The organism is Aeromonas sp. HMWF017, assembly GCF_003061465.1.
In the GTDB taxonomy this organism is placed as follows: Bacteria; Pseudomonadota; Gammaproteobacteria; order Enterobacterales; family Aeromonadaceae; genus Aeromonas; species Aeromonas veronii.
The window spans coordinates 1-15,039 of sequence record NZ_QAJD01000056.1 but is presented as its reverse complement, the minus strand read 5'-3'; the positions used below and the strand labels follow the sequence as shown (position 1 = coordinate 15,039).

15 protein-coding genes are annotated in these 15,039 nt (G+C 60.8%); 8 read left to right on the top strand and 7 right to left on the bottom strand.

From position 1 onward, the window contains the following. From DBR30_RS21635 to DBR30_RS04715, 4 genes are all read left to right on the top strand, one after another. Positions 1–818, top strand: an 818-nt coding sequence (locus DBR30_RS21635) for a 5'-nucleotidase C-terminal domain-containing protein (protein WP_258224282.1), incomplete at its 5' end; no start/stop codon positions are given. Positions 819–1,003: 185 nt separating this feature from the next. Beyond that, positions 1,004–2,647: a hypothetical protein gene (locus DBR30_RS04725; RefSeq protein ID WP_181363486.1), complete on the top strand. Its 1,644-nt coding sequence runs from the start codon at positions 1,004–1,006 to the stop codon at positions 2,645–2,647. Between the two features lie 144 nt (positions 2,648–2,791). Next, positions 2,792–3,295, top strand: coding sequence for a M48 family metallopeptidase (locus tag DBR30_RS04720; protein WP_005333421.1), 504 nt, complete (start codon positions 2,792–2,794; stop codon positions 3,293–3,295). 26 nt (positions 3,296–3,321) lie between these two features. Continuing rightward, positions 3,322–4,185, top strand: coding sequence for a DUF2927 domain-containing protein (locus tag DBR30_RS04715; RefSeq protein WP_108542383.1), 864 nt, complete (start codon positions 3,322–3,324; stop codon positions 4,183–4,185). Between the two features lie 172 nt (positions 4,186–4,357). On the opposite strand, the gene DBR30_RS04710 is transcribed toward DBR30_RS04715, so the two are convergent. Continuing rightward, the gene (locus DBR30_RS04710) at positions 4,358–4,609 is read right to left on the bottom strand and encodes a DinI family protein (protein ID WP_108542382.1); all 252 of its coding nucleotides are present in this window, start codon (positions 4,607–4,609) and stop codon (positions 4,358–4,360) included. 74 nt (positions 4,610–4,683) lie between these two features. Then, the gene (locus DBR30_RS04705) at positions 4,684–7,110 is read right to left on the bottom strand and encodes a DNA polymerase II (protein WP_108542381.1); all 2,427 of its coding nucleotides are present in this window, start codon (positions 7,108–7,110) and stop codon (positions 4,684–4,686) included. Positions 7,111–7,276: 166 nt separating this feature from the next. Between DBR30_RS04705 and DBR30_RS04700 the strand changes: the two genes are divergently transcribed. After that, positions 7,277–7,771, top strand: a complete 495-nt coding sequence (locus tag DBR30_RS04700) for a prolyl-tRNA synthetase associated domain-containing protein (protein ID WP_108542380.1) — start codon at positions 7,277–7,279, stop codon at positions 7,769–7,771. A 109-nt stretch (positions 7,772–7,880) separates the two neighbouring features. Here the strand turns inward: DBR30_RS04700 and DBR30_RS21630 are convergent, their stop codons facing one another. Further along, positions 7,881–8,009: a hypothetical protein gene (locus DBR30_RS21630; protein ID WP_258224281.1), complete on the bottom strand. Its 129-nt coding sequence runs from the start codon at positions 8,007–8,009 to the stop codon at positions 7,881–7,883. 25 nt (positions 8,010–8,034) lie between these two features. Between DBR30_RS21630 and DBR30_RS04695 the strand changes: the two genes are divergently transcribed. Together DBR30_RS04695 and DBR30_RS04690 are read left to right on the top strand one after the other, a co-directional pair. Next, positions 8,035–9,273 carry a GGDEF domain-containing protein gene (locus tag DBR30_RS04695; RefSeq protein ID WP_108542379.1) on the top strand — a complete coding sequence of 413 codons (1,239 nt, stop codon included), beginning with the start codon at positions 8,035–8,037 and terminating at the stop codon, positions 9,271–9,273. Next, complete coding sequence (locus tag DBR30_RS04690; RefSeq protein ID WP_108542378.1) at positions 9,270–9,794, top strand: GNAT family N-acetyltransferase; 525 nt, start codon at positions 9,270–9,272, stop codon at positions 9,792–9,794. Before DBR30_RS04695 ends, DBR30_RS04690 begins: the two co-directional genes overlap by 4 nt. A gap of 59 nt (positions 9,795–9,853) precedes the next feature. Here DBR30_RS04690 and DBR30_RS04685 read toward each other — a convergent pair whose 3' ends face one another. The 4 genes from DBR30_RS04685 to DBR30_RS04670 all read right to left on the bottom strand — a co-directional run bounded on the left by DBR30_RS04685 (position 9,854) and on the right by DBR30_RS04670 (position 14,293). After that, a complete protein-coding gene (locus DBR30_RS04685; protein ID WP_005352386.1) occupies positions 9,854–10,714 on the bottom strand; it encodes a PA4780 family RIO1-like protein kinase in 861 nt (286 codons plus the stop codon). 195 nt (positions 10,715–10,909) lie between these two features. Further along, positions 10,910–11,905, bottom strand: coding sequence for an LpxL/LpxP family acyltransferase (locus DBR30_RS04680; RefSeq protein ID WP_181363485.1), 996 nt, complete (start codon positions 11,903–11,905; stop codon positions 10,910–10,912). 150 nt (positions 11,906–12,055) lie between these two features. Then, positions 12,056–13,045 carry a lauroyl-Kdo(2)-lipid IV(A) myristoyltransferase gene (gene lpxM / locus DBR30_RS04675; protein WP_108542388.1) on the bottom strand — a complete coding sequence of 330 codons (990 nt, stop codon included), beginning with the start codon at positions 13,043–13,045 and terminating at the stop codon, positions 12,056–12,058. A gap of 255 nt (positions 13,046–13,300) precedes the next feature. Further along, complete coding sequence (locus tag DBR30_RS04670; RefSeq protein WP_005352390.1) at positions 13,301–14,293, bottom strand: TDT family transporter; 993 nt, start codon at positions 14,291–14,293, stop codon at positions 13,301–13,303. A 102-nt stretch (positions 14,294–14,395) separates the two neighbouring features. On the opposite strand from DBR30_RS04670, the gene DBR30_RS04665 reads away from it, so the two are divergent. Next, the coding region (locus tag DBR30_RS04665) for a LysR substrate-binding domain-containing protein (RefSeq protein WP_108588210.1) at positions 14,396–15,039 on the top strand (644 nt) is incomplete at its 3' end.

Genomic DNA, 15,039 nt, shown 5'->3' with positions numbered 1-15,039 from the left:
CCTTCGATAAGGCGGGCCGCGTCGTGCAAAGTGAGGGGCAGCTGGAGTGGCTCCCCTGGCAGCCCTGGCCATTTGCCTCCACGCCACCCGCCGGGCTCACCTTCTGCGAGCCGGATCCACAGCTTGAACAACATCTGGCCAAACGCTATCGGCCTGAGATAGAGACAATGAGCCAGCGCATCGTCACCCGGCTGGCGGCGCCACTGCCTCATCAGCGGCTGCCGGATGCGACCCTGCCCCATGGCAGCCAACTCGCCCCGCTGGTGGCCCGCGCCATGCTGACCGCCGCCCGTGAACAGGTAGGCGAGGTGGACTTTGCCCTGCACAACGCCGGTGGTGTGCGCTGCTCGCTGGAGCCAGGCCCCCTGAGCGAAGCGGATATCGCCGGTCGCCTGCTACCGTTTGCCATTCCTCTCACCCTCTATCGGGTGCACGGTCACGAGTTGGCGGAAGCGCTGGAGAATGCCATCGACAACGCCACCAACAACGGCGTGGTCGGCAATGGCAATGGCAGCTTCCCCTACACCGCGGGGGTGCGATTCACCTATCAGGCCGATCGGCCCAAGGGCCAGCGCATCACCCGACTGGAGTGGGAAGCCGCCTCCGGCCAGTGGCTAGCGGTCAATGCCGAACAGGTCTATCGCGGAGTGTCGAGCGCCTATACCGCCTCCGGCAAAGAGGGCTACACCGCACTGGCGCGGACCCTGACCCAGCACAATCAGGAGCTCGGTATCACCCTGGCCGACGCCTTTATCCGCTGGGCCCGTCACCTGCCGACACTGGAGGCGCAGCCGCCCCTGCTTGAGTACCTCGGTTGATGAAGAGGGGATGGCTTGCCACATCCCCTGACGGCCAAAATTGCCGCAGCCAACGCCCGGTTCCCTGCAAGAACCGGGCTTTTTCGAGAATATTTGCCCCACACGGGCCCGCCCCATTGCATCACACTCACTAGCTCGGCAAGATAGGCCCGCTTTCAAGACCAGCTGCAGGAACAGGCGACTTCATGAATCACTCCATCCGTTTCACTCCCCCTCGCGTCAACCCGGGCATAAAGCCAGCCATCGTGCTGCTGACCGCCCTGCTGGCGCTGCTCTTCTGTCTGCGCAACCCGCTCTTCCACGCCATGGCGCCGGGCTTTGATGCCTCGCTGTTCGCGGTGATGGGCAAGATGTGGAGCGAAGGGGGTGTGCTCTATCGCGACATGATCGACATCAAGGGGCCGATGATCTTCGCCCTCGACGCGCTGGGCTATGGAATGGGGGGATTTGTCGGGATCTGGGCGCTGGAGTGGGTGCTCTGCTGGCTCGGACTGCTGGCCAGCTGGCAGGCCTTTGCCCAGCTTGGCCTCTCGTTCAAGGCGCGTCTCGGCGCCATGCTGGCGGTGCTGGCTCTCTACGGCACCCGTTACTACTACGGCAACATGACCGAGGACTGGACCTTCCACCTCGCCCTCATCGCCCAGTGGGCCTTCATTACCCTGCTGCTGGACAAGGGATTTCGCTGGTGGCCGGCGCTGGTGGCGGCCCTCACCTTCGCCATCGTCGCCTGGATGCGCACCAACAACGGCGCCTTCTGGGGGGCCTGGTATCTGGTGCTGTTCTGCCACTGGTGTCTGCACGAGAAGTGGCGTGATGCCATCTTGCTGCTCATCTCCAGCCTGCTGGGACTGGCGCTGATTGGCGGCCCGCTTTACGCCTACTTCCAGCAGCATGATCTGCTGGCGGCCTTCAAATACTACGCCTTCGACATCTTCTTCGAAGGGAGCTACGGCAATGGCTTCTCTCCCATGGTGGGCGCCGTCGGCCTGCTGCGCACCGGCCTTGTGATGCTGCTGCCCGCATTCATCATTTTGATGCTGAGCCGCCGTCAGGAGTGGTATCTGCCCGCCCTGCTGGCGACCCTGTTTGGGGTGCTGTTTACCCTGATCGCCAACTCGGTCTCCGGCCATGTGTTCGATCACTACGACGTGCTCTATCTGCAACTGGCGGTGCTGCCGCTGGCGGTATTGCTGGATCGCAGCGAACAGCAGGCAGATGCCATCGGGCTGCTCTGCATCTCGCTGGTGGTGCTCACCGCCAGCTGGCTGCTGGCCCAGCAGCTCGCCTTTGGCTGGAGCACCAAGGAGTGGTCCCTCGAGCGGGTCAACGAGGTGCTCGGTACCAGCCTGCTGTGGGCGCTGCCGGTGCTGATCCTCATCCCCCTCTGGCGCGCCTGGGATGTGCGCAGTGCCACCCCCTGGCTGGCGACGCTGGCCATGCTGCTGCTGATGATCAACAACGCCTGGGAAGGGACCCTCAAGGGTCGCCCCTTCAATCCGGCCGCGCAGGTACGGGTTGATCGCATCAAGGCCGAAACCAGCCCGAGCGACAAGATCTGGGTCGATGGCATCCAGCCGCAATATTATCTCTGGACCGATCGCCAGCCGGCGTCCGCCTATCTCTTCTTTGCCAACGTCAATCCGCCCTATGACGTGCGCGAGCGGGTGCTGGCCGATATCCAGCGCCAGAGCCCGAAGTTCATCATCGCCAAGCCGGATCGGGTGAGCGAGGAGCTGAAAAAACCGAGCTCGCCTTCCCATCTCGCCTTCTATCAATACCTGACCAGCCACTATGAAGAGGTGGATCCGGGTCTCTATCGCCGACGCTGATCGTCAATACGCCCCGCAGGGCGGCCATTGTTGCAATGGCCGCCCTTTTTATTGCGCCAGAGCCCCTTGCAGCATCGGCCCGCAGTAGGCAAGCCCGCCCGAGATAACTACAATGACGCTCTTTTTGATGTAACGAGTGACACCATGGCGGAACTGACTTATCTGGGCGGCTATCCCGACCCTCTCAAGGCACAGGTACAGCAGCTGATTGCGGCAGGCAAGCTGGGGGAGATGCTGGCCAAACGCTATCCGGAGAGCCACCAGATCCAGAGTGACAAGGCGCTGCTCGCCTACACCATGGAGCTGAAGAACCGCTACCTCAAGAGCTCGGCGCCCCTGTCAAAGGTGGTGTTCGATGGCAAGATCAACGTGATCAAGGATGCCCTCGGCCTGCACACCTACGTCAGCCGGGTGCAGGGCAGCAAGCTCAAGGCCAAGAACGAGATCCGCATCGCCGCCCTGTTCAAGGAGGCGCCGCCCCCGTTCCTGAAAATGATCGTGGTGCACGAGCTGGCCCATATCAAAGAGAAGGATCACAACAAGAGCTTCTACCAGCTCTGCCAGCACATGGAGCCCGACTATCATCAACTGGAGTTTGATCTCAGGCTCTGGCTCACCTGGCGCGATATCGACAAGGCCAACCGCTAGGCTGACAACCGTTTCAGGGAGGAAACATGTCATTTGCCGCCACCCCCTTTGGTGCCACCCGCTTTATTGCCACTGTGGTAATGACCAGCTTGGGCCGCGCTGCCCATCCCCACGTCACGTTACGCGGGCTGCTGACCCTGCTGCTTCTGCTCGCGGGCCACTGCGCCCGGGCCGATGAGCGCTGGCAGAGCGACAGCTATCTCACCGAGAGCTTTATGGCCATCGCCATGGAGCGGGAATATGGCGAAGCCAGGCAGACCCGTTTTGCCCGCTGGCAGCAGCCGATCCGGCTGCAACTTATCAACGAATCGGGTGACAAGCCGCTGCAGGCCGACGTGGTGAAGGTACAGGCAGCCCATCTGGCCCGCATCACCGGCCACTCCATCAGCATGGTGACCGCAAAGCCCAACCTCACCCTGATCATGACCGACTACAGCAAGATGAAGAGCTGGGCCAACCGCACCATGGGGGGCGATCCATCAGTCAAGATGGCACTCAAGGAAGGGCTCTGCCTTGCCAACTTCGCAACCAATGCGAAACACGAGATCAGCCGTGCCACCATCATCATTCCGGTAGACTACAGCAGAGCCAAGGGGCGTTTTCTCGACTGCGTGGTGGAGGAGTTCACCCAGGTGATGGGGCTGCCCAACGACTCGGACAAGGTGTTTCCCTCCATCTTCAATGACAACAGCATCGACAGCTTTTTGACCGGGCTGGACTATGTGCTGCTCAAGATGGCCTATCACCCGGCCCTCAAAGCCGGAATGAGCAGTGCCGAGATCCGCGCCGCACTGCCCATTGCGCTGGCCGACCTGCGTGCCAAAGGGGAGATCCGCGAGGCCAATCGCCGGGTGCAGCAGCAGAGCCTGAAAAGCTGGGCGGGGTTGTAACGGGCAATGCTCAACCCAGAGCCAGACAAGCCACCGCGAACTCATCACCAACAAAAACGCAGCCACTTGGCTGCGTTTTTGTTGTCCGGGGATCGGCGGATCATTCGCGGGCATGCCCGTTTATCAGCAACCCATTTATCCAACGCCCGAGTTATCCACTGACCGTGCGGGATCAGGAGGCGACGTTCTCTTCCGGCATCCAGCTCTCGGCGTTCTCCCACACCTCCTGCACCATGGCTTCGGCCAGCTCTTTGTCTTCCTTGCTGGCACGGCTGACGGTCAGAGCCATGGCACTGCCCGGCGCGACCCGCACATGGATGTCGGGGAATCTTTCGCCAAGCTGCTTGAGCAGCTCCTGACGCAGCGCCTCCATGGTCGAGGTCGGGATCTGATGTTTTCTGTCGATGATGATTTCAAGACGCATAGGAAACTTCTCCATGATTTATAACTGTATTTTTATCCAGTATTCATGGGAAGTAAAGTGCCATCTTGCACCAATCAGAAAAGATCCAGCTGCTGGCCGCAGATCCGGTCGAACGACTCGCCGATAAAGGGCAGGATGGCATCGGCAATGGGCCGCAACTGCTTGTCTATGTAGTGTTCGTAATCGATGGCGCTGCGCCGGTACTCCAGCGGCTCGGGGCCATTGAGGGTCATCAGATAGGCGATGGCGCCCCGATGCTGATAACGCTGGGGCAGACCACGGCGCAGGTTCTCCTCATCGGCCAGCCGCGCCGCCCGCACATGGGGTGGCACATTCTTCTGATACTCCTCGAGCTTCTGGCGCAGCCGTTTGCGGTAAATCAGCAGATCATCGTGTCGACCGGCGCGGGTCTCATCCACCATGGTGCGCACATAGCCGCTGGGATCTTGGTCGTGAAACACCAGCTCATAGAGGCGGGTCTGAAACTGCTTGGCCAGCATGGTCCAGTCGGTGCGCACCGATTCGAGCCCCTTGAACACCAGCTGTTCACTCCCCTCACTAGCCTTGCCAACCAGACCGGCATAGCGCTTCTTGCTGCCCTTCTCCAGCCCGCGAATGGTGGGCATCAGAAAGCGGCGGTAGTGGGTCTCGTACTGGATCTCGAGATAACTCGGCAGGTCGAATTCGCGCTTGATCAGTGCAGCCCAGTTATCGTTGATCATTTGCGCCAGTCGCTGGCCGATCACGTCCGCCTGTTCGGGACTGGTCTCCTTGCCAAGGTGCACGAAGGTGGAGTCGGTGTCGCCATAGATCACCTCGAACCCCTTCTCTTCAATCCACTCGCGGGTCTGCTGCATGATGCTGTGGCCACGCAGGGTAATGGACGAGGCCAGGCGCGGATCATAGAAACGGCAGCCCCCCGAACCCAGCACGCCGTAGAAGGAGTTCATGATGATCTTGATGGCCTGGGAGAGTGCCTTGTTGCTGGCGGCCTTGGCTCTGTCCCGCGCCGCCCACAAGGTAGCGATGAGCTCCGGCAAGAAATGCCGCTCGCGGGAGAACATGGCGCCGCGAAAGCCTGGAATGGCGTGCTCGGGGTGTTGCAACCCCTCGATGAGTCCCATGGGGTCGATGCAGAAGGTGCGGATGATGCTGGGATAGAGGCTCTTGAAATCGAGCACCAGCACGTGGCGATAGAGGCCGGGTTTGGAGTCCATCACATAGCCACCTGGGCTCGCCAACCCGCCGTCGGCCGGCAGATTGGGCGCCACGTAGCCGCCACGATGGAGCCGCGGCAGATAGAGGTTGGTAAAGGCCGCCACCGAGCCCCCCACCCTGTCCAGCTCAAGGCCGGTAAGGGAAGCGCGCTCGATGGCAAAAGGGATAAGGTGGCAGTAATCGAAGATCTCCCACACCAGCTTGCAATCTTCCAGGTTGTAGCGGGCCAGCGCCTCCTTGTCGGAGTGGAACAGCTCGGTGATCTTCTCCCCCCGATTGGCCACGTCCTCGATATCCTTGCCACGGCCGAGCAGTTCGCTCGCCACCGCATCCAGGCTGTAGCTGGCAAACTGCCAGGTGGCGCTTTTGAGGGTATCGATGCCGTCGAGCACCATGCGCCCGGGGATAATGACGTTGCCGGTTTGGGGATCGCCCCGTGACGAGCGCCAGAAGCAGAGCTCGCGCCCCCGCCCGAGCCGCAGTCGCCGCTTGTTAAGCTCGGCGCGGCGCAGCAGCAGGCGAAAGTCAAAGTTAACCACGTTCCAACCGATGACCAGGTCGGGGTCATGCAGACTGAACCAGCTCTCCAGCGCACTCAGCAGGGTGCTCTCGTCCTCTACCCACTGGACCTGGGTTCCCCAGCTCTCGGCATCCGCTTCCGGGGTGCCAATCATGATGACCCGCGCATCCTGCTCGCTATAAAGACCGACCGAGAAGAGGGCCCCGTCCATGGCGCACTCCACATCCAGCGACACCCAGGAGAGGGTTGGCGTCACCGCCTGCGGCGCGCAGCGCGCCTCGTTCACCTCCCAGTAGCCCTGCTTGCCCCCCTTTTTTACCGCCCGGCCATCGAAGCGCACGCCAGCGGTGATGAAACGCTCCATCAGGAAGCGCTCCGGCAACCGGATATCCGCCTCGAAGTGCTCCAGCCCGCGAATAAGCAGCAGCTCGATGGCGCGGTGAAAGGCGCTCAGGGTAGCGAAATAGCAGCCCACCACAGGGCGACCGTCGAAGGTGTGCATCGGCAGGCGGCGAAACCGCCCGCTCACCCCGGCCCCTTTAAACAGCTCGGCGGCTTCTGCCATATGGCTCTGCGGCAAAAAGAACACCGGCTCCTGCCCCGGCACCACCAGCCGCACCGGCCCCTGCGCGCTCCAGAGCCACATCACGATTTCGGTGGTGGCAGCGTGCCCGTTGCGACCGCGCACGTCCCGACCATGGCGGGTCAGGATAAAACCGTCGAGGGGCGGAGTGGCGGGTAAGGTGGGCTGGGTTGCAGTCATGAAGCGTAAAGGGGCTGTCCGAGAATGGGACTATTGTACGTTCATACAGTGCCTGCTCGCAATCGTCACGCTGGCTGCGAGGCGGGAGTCAAACTGGTAAGCTCGATCCGGTCGTTATTCCCACCCATCCCGTTCTGACCACTCTTCGCCGACCAAAGGAGTCTTTGTGGCAATCTATTCCCTGCTGGATCAGCTGGCTATCCCCTACCAGCGTATCGATCATCCCCCAGTGTTTACCTGTGAGGAGGCGAGCAAGCTGCTGCCCGACCTGCCCGCAGCCAAGACCAAGAACCTCTTTTTGCGCGATCCGAAAAGCGAGCGGCTGTTTCTGGTGGTGAGCCCGGAGGAGCACCGGGTCAATCTCAAGGCGCTGGCAGCCATGCTCGGCGTCAAGCGGCTGAGCTTTGGCTCCCCAGAGCGGCTCGATGCGGTGCTCGGCCTCACCCCGGGATCGGTGACCCTGCTCGCCATGGTGCGCGACAGGGAAAAAGCGGTAGAGCTGGTGGTGGACGAGGCCATCTGGCAGGCCGAACAGGTGCAGTGCCATCCGCTGGTCAACACCGCGACTCTGATCATCCGCCTCGACGATGTGCGCCGCCTGTTGGCCCACCTCGGCCGTGAGGCCACCGTCATGCGCTTGCCTGCTGCAACCTGCGATTAGCACGACGTCAGGCGGTTGGGTTCACCCTGCCACCTACACAACCACCGTTTACGCAGCACAATTGACTGACAAGACAATAAAATGGCTCCTTGTGCGCTGATAAATCGAGTCAGCAGTTGCCATCGTGCAAGAAGTCGGAGGTAAGCATATTCAGCCATTTAACCAATTGATAATAGGTTGGATTCATGTTGTGATCGGCCACTGCCAGCGGGCGATACCCCATCGCCTGTTCGTTCACAGGTGACTTCCCAGAGAGCCCCTTGATGCCAAGTCTGTTTTCCTCAGCCCAGTTGTTGAGTCTGGTGCTGTTCGTCACGCTGTCACATGTGGGGGTCGCCACCATTTTCGCCGCCATGTGGTACAGCCATCGCCAGATCAGGGCATTGATCTACTGGTCAGCGGGGGAACTGGTTATCGCGGGGGCTTTTTGCTGCCTGCTGCTGCGCCCCCTTGAGGGGGATGCATCCCTTGCCAATATTCTCTGCACCAACCTGCTGTTGATGTCGACCACCCTGCTATACGAACGGGGGATGCGCCACTTCTTTCGCCGTGAAGCCGATCAACTGGGTTGGCTGCTGCCCGCCGTTACCCTCGGCGGTTTCGTCCTGTTTGCCCTGACCGCCCTGCAGCAATCCCTCTTTGATGTGCACAGCCGGATCATCGTGCTCTCCGGCGTGCTCTCGCTGCAGATTGCGCTGCTTATCTGGCAGCTCTGGCGCTACCAGCGGCTGGCCCCCGTCTATCGGGTGCTGCGCTTTGCCATTCTGCTGCTCGGACTGCAACTGCTGTTGCAACTACTGCGGATCGCCAAACACCTCTGGCAGCCGGAGCAGGCGGCCAACTCCTTCACCGACCCGCTGCTCGGACCTGTGATCCTGCTCAGCCTGCTCTTTACCATCGCCCGCAGTTATCTGCTGCTGAGCCTGGTCCATACCCGCCAGCAGCAAGCCCTGCTGGCCACCCAGCGCACGCTGGAGCGGCGCGCCAATCAGGATGAGCTGACCGGCCTGTTCAGCCGCCACTATTTCGAACGCCAGGTGGCCCTGCGTGCCCGCGAGGTGACGAGCCCCGGCCAGCTACTGCTGATCGATCTGGATAACTTCAAACAGATCAACGACCACCACGGCCACCCCGCCGGTGATGCCATGCTGCGGGCCGTGGGTCGGGTGATCGCCAATACCCTGCCTGCCGAGGGCATGGCCGGTCGGCTTGGCGGCGATGAGCTGGCCCTGCTGCTGATGGCGGACCCGCAGACCCTGCCCGACTACTGCCACGCCTTGCAGGAACAGATCGCCGAGGCGACTCGGGAGCTGGCCGGTGGCCCCATCAGCCTCAGCATCGGCCTCACCTCGCTGCACCCTGACGAGGGGTTTGAAGCGGCCTACCTGCGCGCGGATCGGGCCCTTTACGCAGCCAAACAGGCTGGAAGGCAACGGGCCTGCGTACAGGAGCTCCACCACAACGAGCCGCAACCGCTGCAGCCCTGCGCGCTCCTGTCATGAGCGCAGTGCTCGCTCTGCAGTGCCGACCGGCCAGGCTGACAGATGCCCCGGCTTACCGGCGCTATGTCACCGAATGCGCCGAGGACGGACAGCCGCTCTATCAGGTGGCGCAATTTGACCCGGACGGCTGGCTACAGAGCCTGCTGGATCACGCCGAAGGGCGCAATCTGCCCAGTGGATACCTGCCGACCACCACCTATTTTGCCCTCGATGGCGGGGAGATCATCGCCACCCTGCGCCTGCGTCACGGCGACAATGAGGCAACCCGCCAGTGGCTGGGTCATATCGGTTACGAAACCCGCCCCTCTCGCCGTGGCGAAGGGGCCGCGACCGTGCTGCTGCGCTGGGTTCAACAACAGGTACTGGCGGCGCCGGTGCTGATCTGCTGTGATCAAGACAATCTGGCTTCCCGCAAGGTCATTACGGCAGCCGGTGGCGTGTTGCTGGGGCGGCGCTTCCATCCGGGGGATCGCAACTGGCTGGAGATGTATCAGCTAGCCCCCTGCCCCAGCCGACCATAGCCGCAGCACCAATAAAAAGAGCGCCCCGAAGGCGCTCTTGTGGCGAGAGTGGCTATCCGTTAGTAGCTGTCTTCCTGCTCCGCCTTCATCCGGGCCTGACGGGCATAGGCCTCCTCTTCGGCGCTCTCGATCTCCTGCAGTACCGAATCGAGATCGATGGCGGCGCGGCTCTCTTCAAAGTGACCGGTCAGCTCGCTCTCGGGGGTAAGTTTGCCATCTTCAAACAGCGCCCACATCTCCTGGGCATAACGGGTCTTGAGCAGCTCGGGGGCATACATGCCGTAGTAGTTGCGCATGTTGTTGACGTCCCGCTCCAGCATCGCCTTGGCCTGGTTGTTGGCGGCGGCATCCACCACCTGGGGCAGGTCGATAATGACGGGGCCCTGTTCATCCACCAGCACATTGAACTCCGAGAGATCCCCATGAATGAGACCGGCACAGAGCATGCGCACCACATAGCGGATCACTTTGTGGTGATCAATAACCGCCTGCTCGGGGGTGAGTGCCACATCGTTGAGGCGCGGCGCGACATTGCCATCCTCATCGGTGATAAGTTCCATCAAGAGGACACCATCGAGGCAGACATAGGGCTGTGGCACCCGCACACCGGCAGCAGCCAGCTTGAACAGGGCATCGACCTCGGTGTTCTGCCACACCTCTTCATGCTGCTTGCGGCCATATTTGGAGCCCTTCTCCATGGCGCGGGCGCTGCGGCTGTTGCGCACCTTGCGCCCCTCCTGATAGACCACGGCCTGCTTGAAGCTGCGCTTGGAGGCCTCTTTATAGACTTTGGCGCAGCGGATCTCGTCGCCGCAGCGCACCACATAGACATCGGCCTCTTTGCCGCTCATCAACCGGCTGACGACCTCATCGACCAGGCCGTCATCAACCAGAGGTTGGATTCGATTTGGAATTTTCATGGCCGCCCTTTTACCCTATTTCCGCTCTCGAAGATAGCTCCGCGCACGCTCACCTGCCTCTCCCTTTCATAAGACACCCTGTTATCCCCTGTTTGCGCTGTTTTTGTCCACCCGTTCGCCTTAAAAACCACCAGCAGCAGGCCAAATACGAAAGGCGCCTGTACCAACAAAAATGGCCCGCATGCGGGCCAATTTTCAAGGTTCGGGCGGCAAGCCCTGACGAATACGCTGGATCCCCGCTTCATAGAGGCCGTCATCCCCCTCCTGATGCTCCAGGGTTTCGAAGATCTTGAGAAACCACATGTACTGCTCGGGATGACGTGCCACCTGCATCTCCACCACCCGGTTCATGGCGTTGACGTCAGCCAGCAGATCGGCGGTGGGATAAGGATCAAACGGCGGCTCGATCTCCAGCAGATAGCGTCCCTCATCCTCGTCATAGCTGGCAAAGATGGGCACGGCTCTGGCACCGGTCAGCTTCACCAGCTTGGGCAAGGCTGGCAGGGTTGCCTTGGGGCGGCCAAAGAAGGGAACAAACACACTCGCCTCGCGGCCGTGATCCTGATCCGGCAGATAGAAAAAGCTGGCGCCGGCGCGGATTGACTTGATCGCAGGCTTTATCCCGGCGCTACGCTCGTACACCTTGCCTGCTTTGGCCCGCTCGCGGTTAATGTACCAGTCGAACACCTGATCTTTCGGGCTCTTCATCATGGTGCACATCTCGATGCCCATCATGGAGAAGTAGCGGCCAATCATGTCGACCGCCCAGGTGTGAGGCACCACCAGGATCACCGGGCGGCCCGCAGCCTGCTCTGCTTGCACATGCTCCCAGCCGGTGACCTTGATGCGGCGGGTCAGGCGCGCCTTGCTGCGCCAACTGAGCTCGCCAAAGCCCATAAAGGTCTTGAGACCGACCCGGATCGATTTGAGCAGCAGCGCCTGACGTGCGGCGGCATCCAGCTCGGGAAAGCAGATCTTGAGGTTGGTATCGGCGATATATGCCTGTTTTTTCGAGAAACGCAGCAGGGTCGGTGAGACCAGATCGGCAAAACGATCCCGCAGCCTCGCAGGAGTAAATGCCAAAAGGGAGAGCAGGCCCAGCGCACACCAGCTGCCCCACCATTTGGGATGCAGCAAGCGAGTATGAAATGAGGTATCAAATACCGGATCTAACGGGGACATGGCGGCCATCAAGTCATCAAAAACAAGCAGTTATTGTAGTTATCCTGACATTTTTTTCTACCCTGAGAAGGCTGGCCGCCGACCTGCAAGGCACTGATCAGACGAGTTATCATAAAAAATGGCCCACCTGGGGCCATTTCAATCAATCAGAATTCAGGGTCAGCCGTGGGGCGACAATCCCTTGCGGATCCGCTGGATCCCCGCCTCGTAGAGGCCATCCAACCCCTCCTGATCTTCACGGGTATCGAAGATCTTGAGGAACCACATGTACTGGCCCGGATGGCGCGTCAGCTGCTGCTGTACCATGTCGTTCATCCGGCAGGTATCGGCCATCACATCTTCGGTGGGATAGTTGTCGAACGGTGCCTCAATCTCCAGCCGGTAGCAATAGTTCTCTTCGTCATAGCAGGCGAGCAGCGGCACCGCCTTGGCACCGCTGACCTGAACCAGACGGGGCAAGGCAGGCAGGGTCGCCTTGGGGTGGCCGAAGAAGGGGACGAAGATGCTCTTCTCGCGGCCATGATCCTGATCCGGCAGGTAGAAGAAGCTGCGACCGCTCTTGATGGTTCGGATCACCGCCTTGATCCCGGCGCTGCGCTCATAGACGCGGCAACCGTTCTTGGCCCGTGCACGGTTGAGGTGCCAGTCAAACACCGGATTGCGCGCCCGTTTCATCATGGTGCACATGGGCACCCCGCGCTGGGTGAAGCAGTAACCGGCAGCATCCACCGGCCAGGTATGAGGCACTACCAGGATCACCGGACGACCGGCAGCCCGCTCCACCTCGATATGCTCCCAACCGATCACCTGCATCCGGCTCATCAGATAACGCTGACTGCGCATGGTGAACTCGCCAAATCCCAACAGACTCTTGAGGCCGACCCGGATCGAGGTCAGTGCAATGGCATCCCGCTCTTCCGGGCTCTTGTCCGGGAAGCAGATCTCCAGATTGGTTCTGGCGATATAGATCTGTTTTTTCGAGATACGAAACACCAGCGGTGCCAAGGCTTCGGCCAAACGGTCGCGCAATCGCACCGGCACAAAGGCCAGCAGCATCAGCACGCCGAGTGCCAACCAGCTGAACCAGTAGCGGGGATACAGAAAACGGGCTTCAAAAGAGGAGTCAAATACGGGATCTTGGGACGACATGTATTGGGGTCGAGCGAAAAAGTGGTGCTGCATTGTAGTCGTCCTGACAGGTAATACCAGTTAAATCCATGGCAAATAGCCCGCCACAGGCGCCACATCAAAAAACCATAAAAAAATGCCCCGCACTGCGGGGCATTTTGCTCGTTACACAACCAGAGTGGAGGCTCTTTGTCCATCCATCGTATGACTGGTCGTTTATCCCGTCGCTCTCGGAGCGCACTGCTTATCCATTTCCCGATGTCACATCGTCAAGATTTATCGGTGAGCACCCTGGCGGGCCATGCCGTTATTCATTTCGGTATTACGCTGCGGCAGAAAAAACATCAGGTAACGCAGTGCCACATACCCGACGATGACGGTAGCCACCCCCAGCTCGAAGTGGGCCAGCAGTCTGATCTGCTCGACGTAGTGACTCCCTTGCGCAAACCCTTCAACCAGATGAGCCACTTTGAACAGAGCGGTGGCACCGATCACCAGCGGGAAGGTGAAGGCGGCATAACCCGGCGAGAAGGGCAGACGCAGCAGTTTGATGAAGGCCAGATAGATGATGCCTGTCATCAGGATGGCGATCCCCAACAGCACGGCCACCAGCAGCAGTGACGGCTCCTGGCTGACGGTCAGGTAACCGGCCAGAGAGAGGCTGGCAGGAGCCGCCAGAATGGCGATGGTCGGTTTGGCGGCATCCGGCACTTCATGGCTGAAGATCAGGCGATAGAGCATCAGCGGCAGCATCAGGCCGTAGCAGATGATCCCGAACCAGAGCAGACCGTTGGCCAGCGGGGCAAATTGCCCCCCCGGGAAGGCGACGTCAGCCACGATGATCCCCACCGGCGGCACGAACCAGCTCGGCACCATGTGGTGGATTTCAAACTCTTTGGCGCGATGCCAGATAAAGGTTGCCAGGAACAGCAGGTGAACCGCCACGGCAAACAGCCAGAGGGCCTCGCCCGCTTGCGGCGCAATCATACCGAGCGCTTTGGAGACCACCATGGTGCCCATGGCATAGGTCGGAACCACACTGCCCACCACGGGGTGAGCGAGATCCTGCAACAGCAGGCGGGGGTGAAGCAGAAACTTGAAGGTCAGGATCACCAGCAGCACGGCCGCAATGGCAGCGCCCAGCAGTTGCATCCGGCCATCGAAGTGACCGGCATTTTCCCAACACCAACCAAGGCTGGCGATGCCCAGCGCCAGACCCGCCATGGGGGTTGGGGCGGCAGCCAGTGATTTACGGGTTCTTGCGATCATGATGACACCTTTCTATTGATGACTATGGCGATAGGATAATGGTCCCTTATCGTTTACGATATCTAAATGAATTAAATCAATCATTCAGGAAAACCAAACACTATGAAACTGACCCTGCAGCAGCTGAAAGTGTTCGCCACCATTGCCCGCTATGGAAACCTTGGCCTTGCCGCCAACGAGCTCTGCCTGAGCAAGGGGGCCGTCTCCCAGTCGCTGCAGGAGCTGGAGCGCCAGCTCTCCACCCCGCTGTTTGACCGCATTCACCCCAGATTGCAGCTCAACAACGAGGGGCGCCTGCTGCAACCGGCCGCCGAAGAGCTGCTGACCCGGATGCAGGATATCGAGAACCTGTTCAGCCCCGATGCCGAGCCGAGCGGCCAGCTGCGCCTTGGTGCCAGCCAGACCATCGGCAACTACCTGCTCCCCACCCTGCTCGCCAGCAGCAAACAGGAGCTGGGGCTCCCCCCCAAGGTGACCATCAACAACACTCACCTGCTCTGCCATGCGCTGGCCAACTTCGAGCTGGATATGGCACTGATCGAGGGGGAGAACCACCACCCCGACCTGCTCGCCGAATCCTGGCTGCAGGACGAGATGCTGGTGGTGGCCCCACCCGGTCACCCGCTTGCCAACAAGAAGGAGCTCTCCCTCTCCCGACTGGGGGGCGAGACCTGGGTATTGCGTGAAGCGCAATCGGGCAGCCGCGAGCAATTTATCCAGCAGATCCAGCCCGAGCTGCCCCGCTG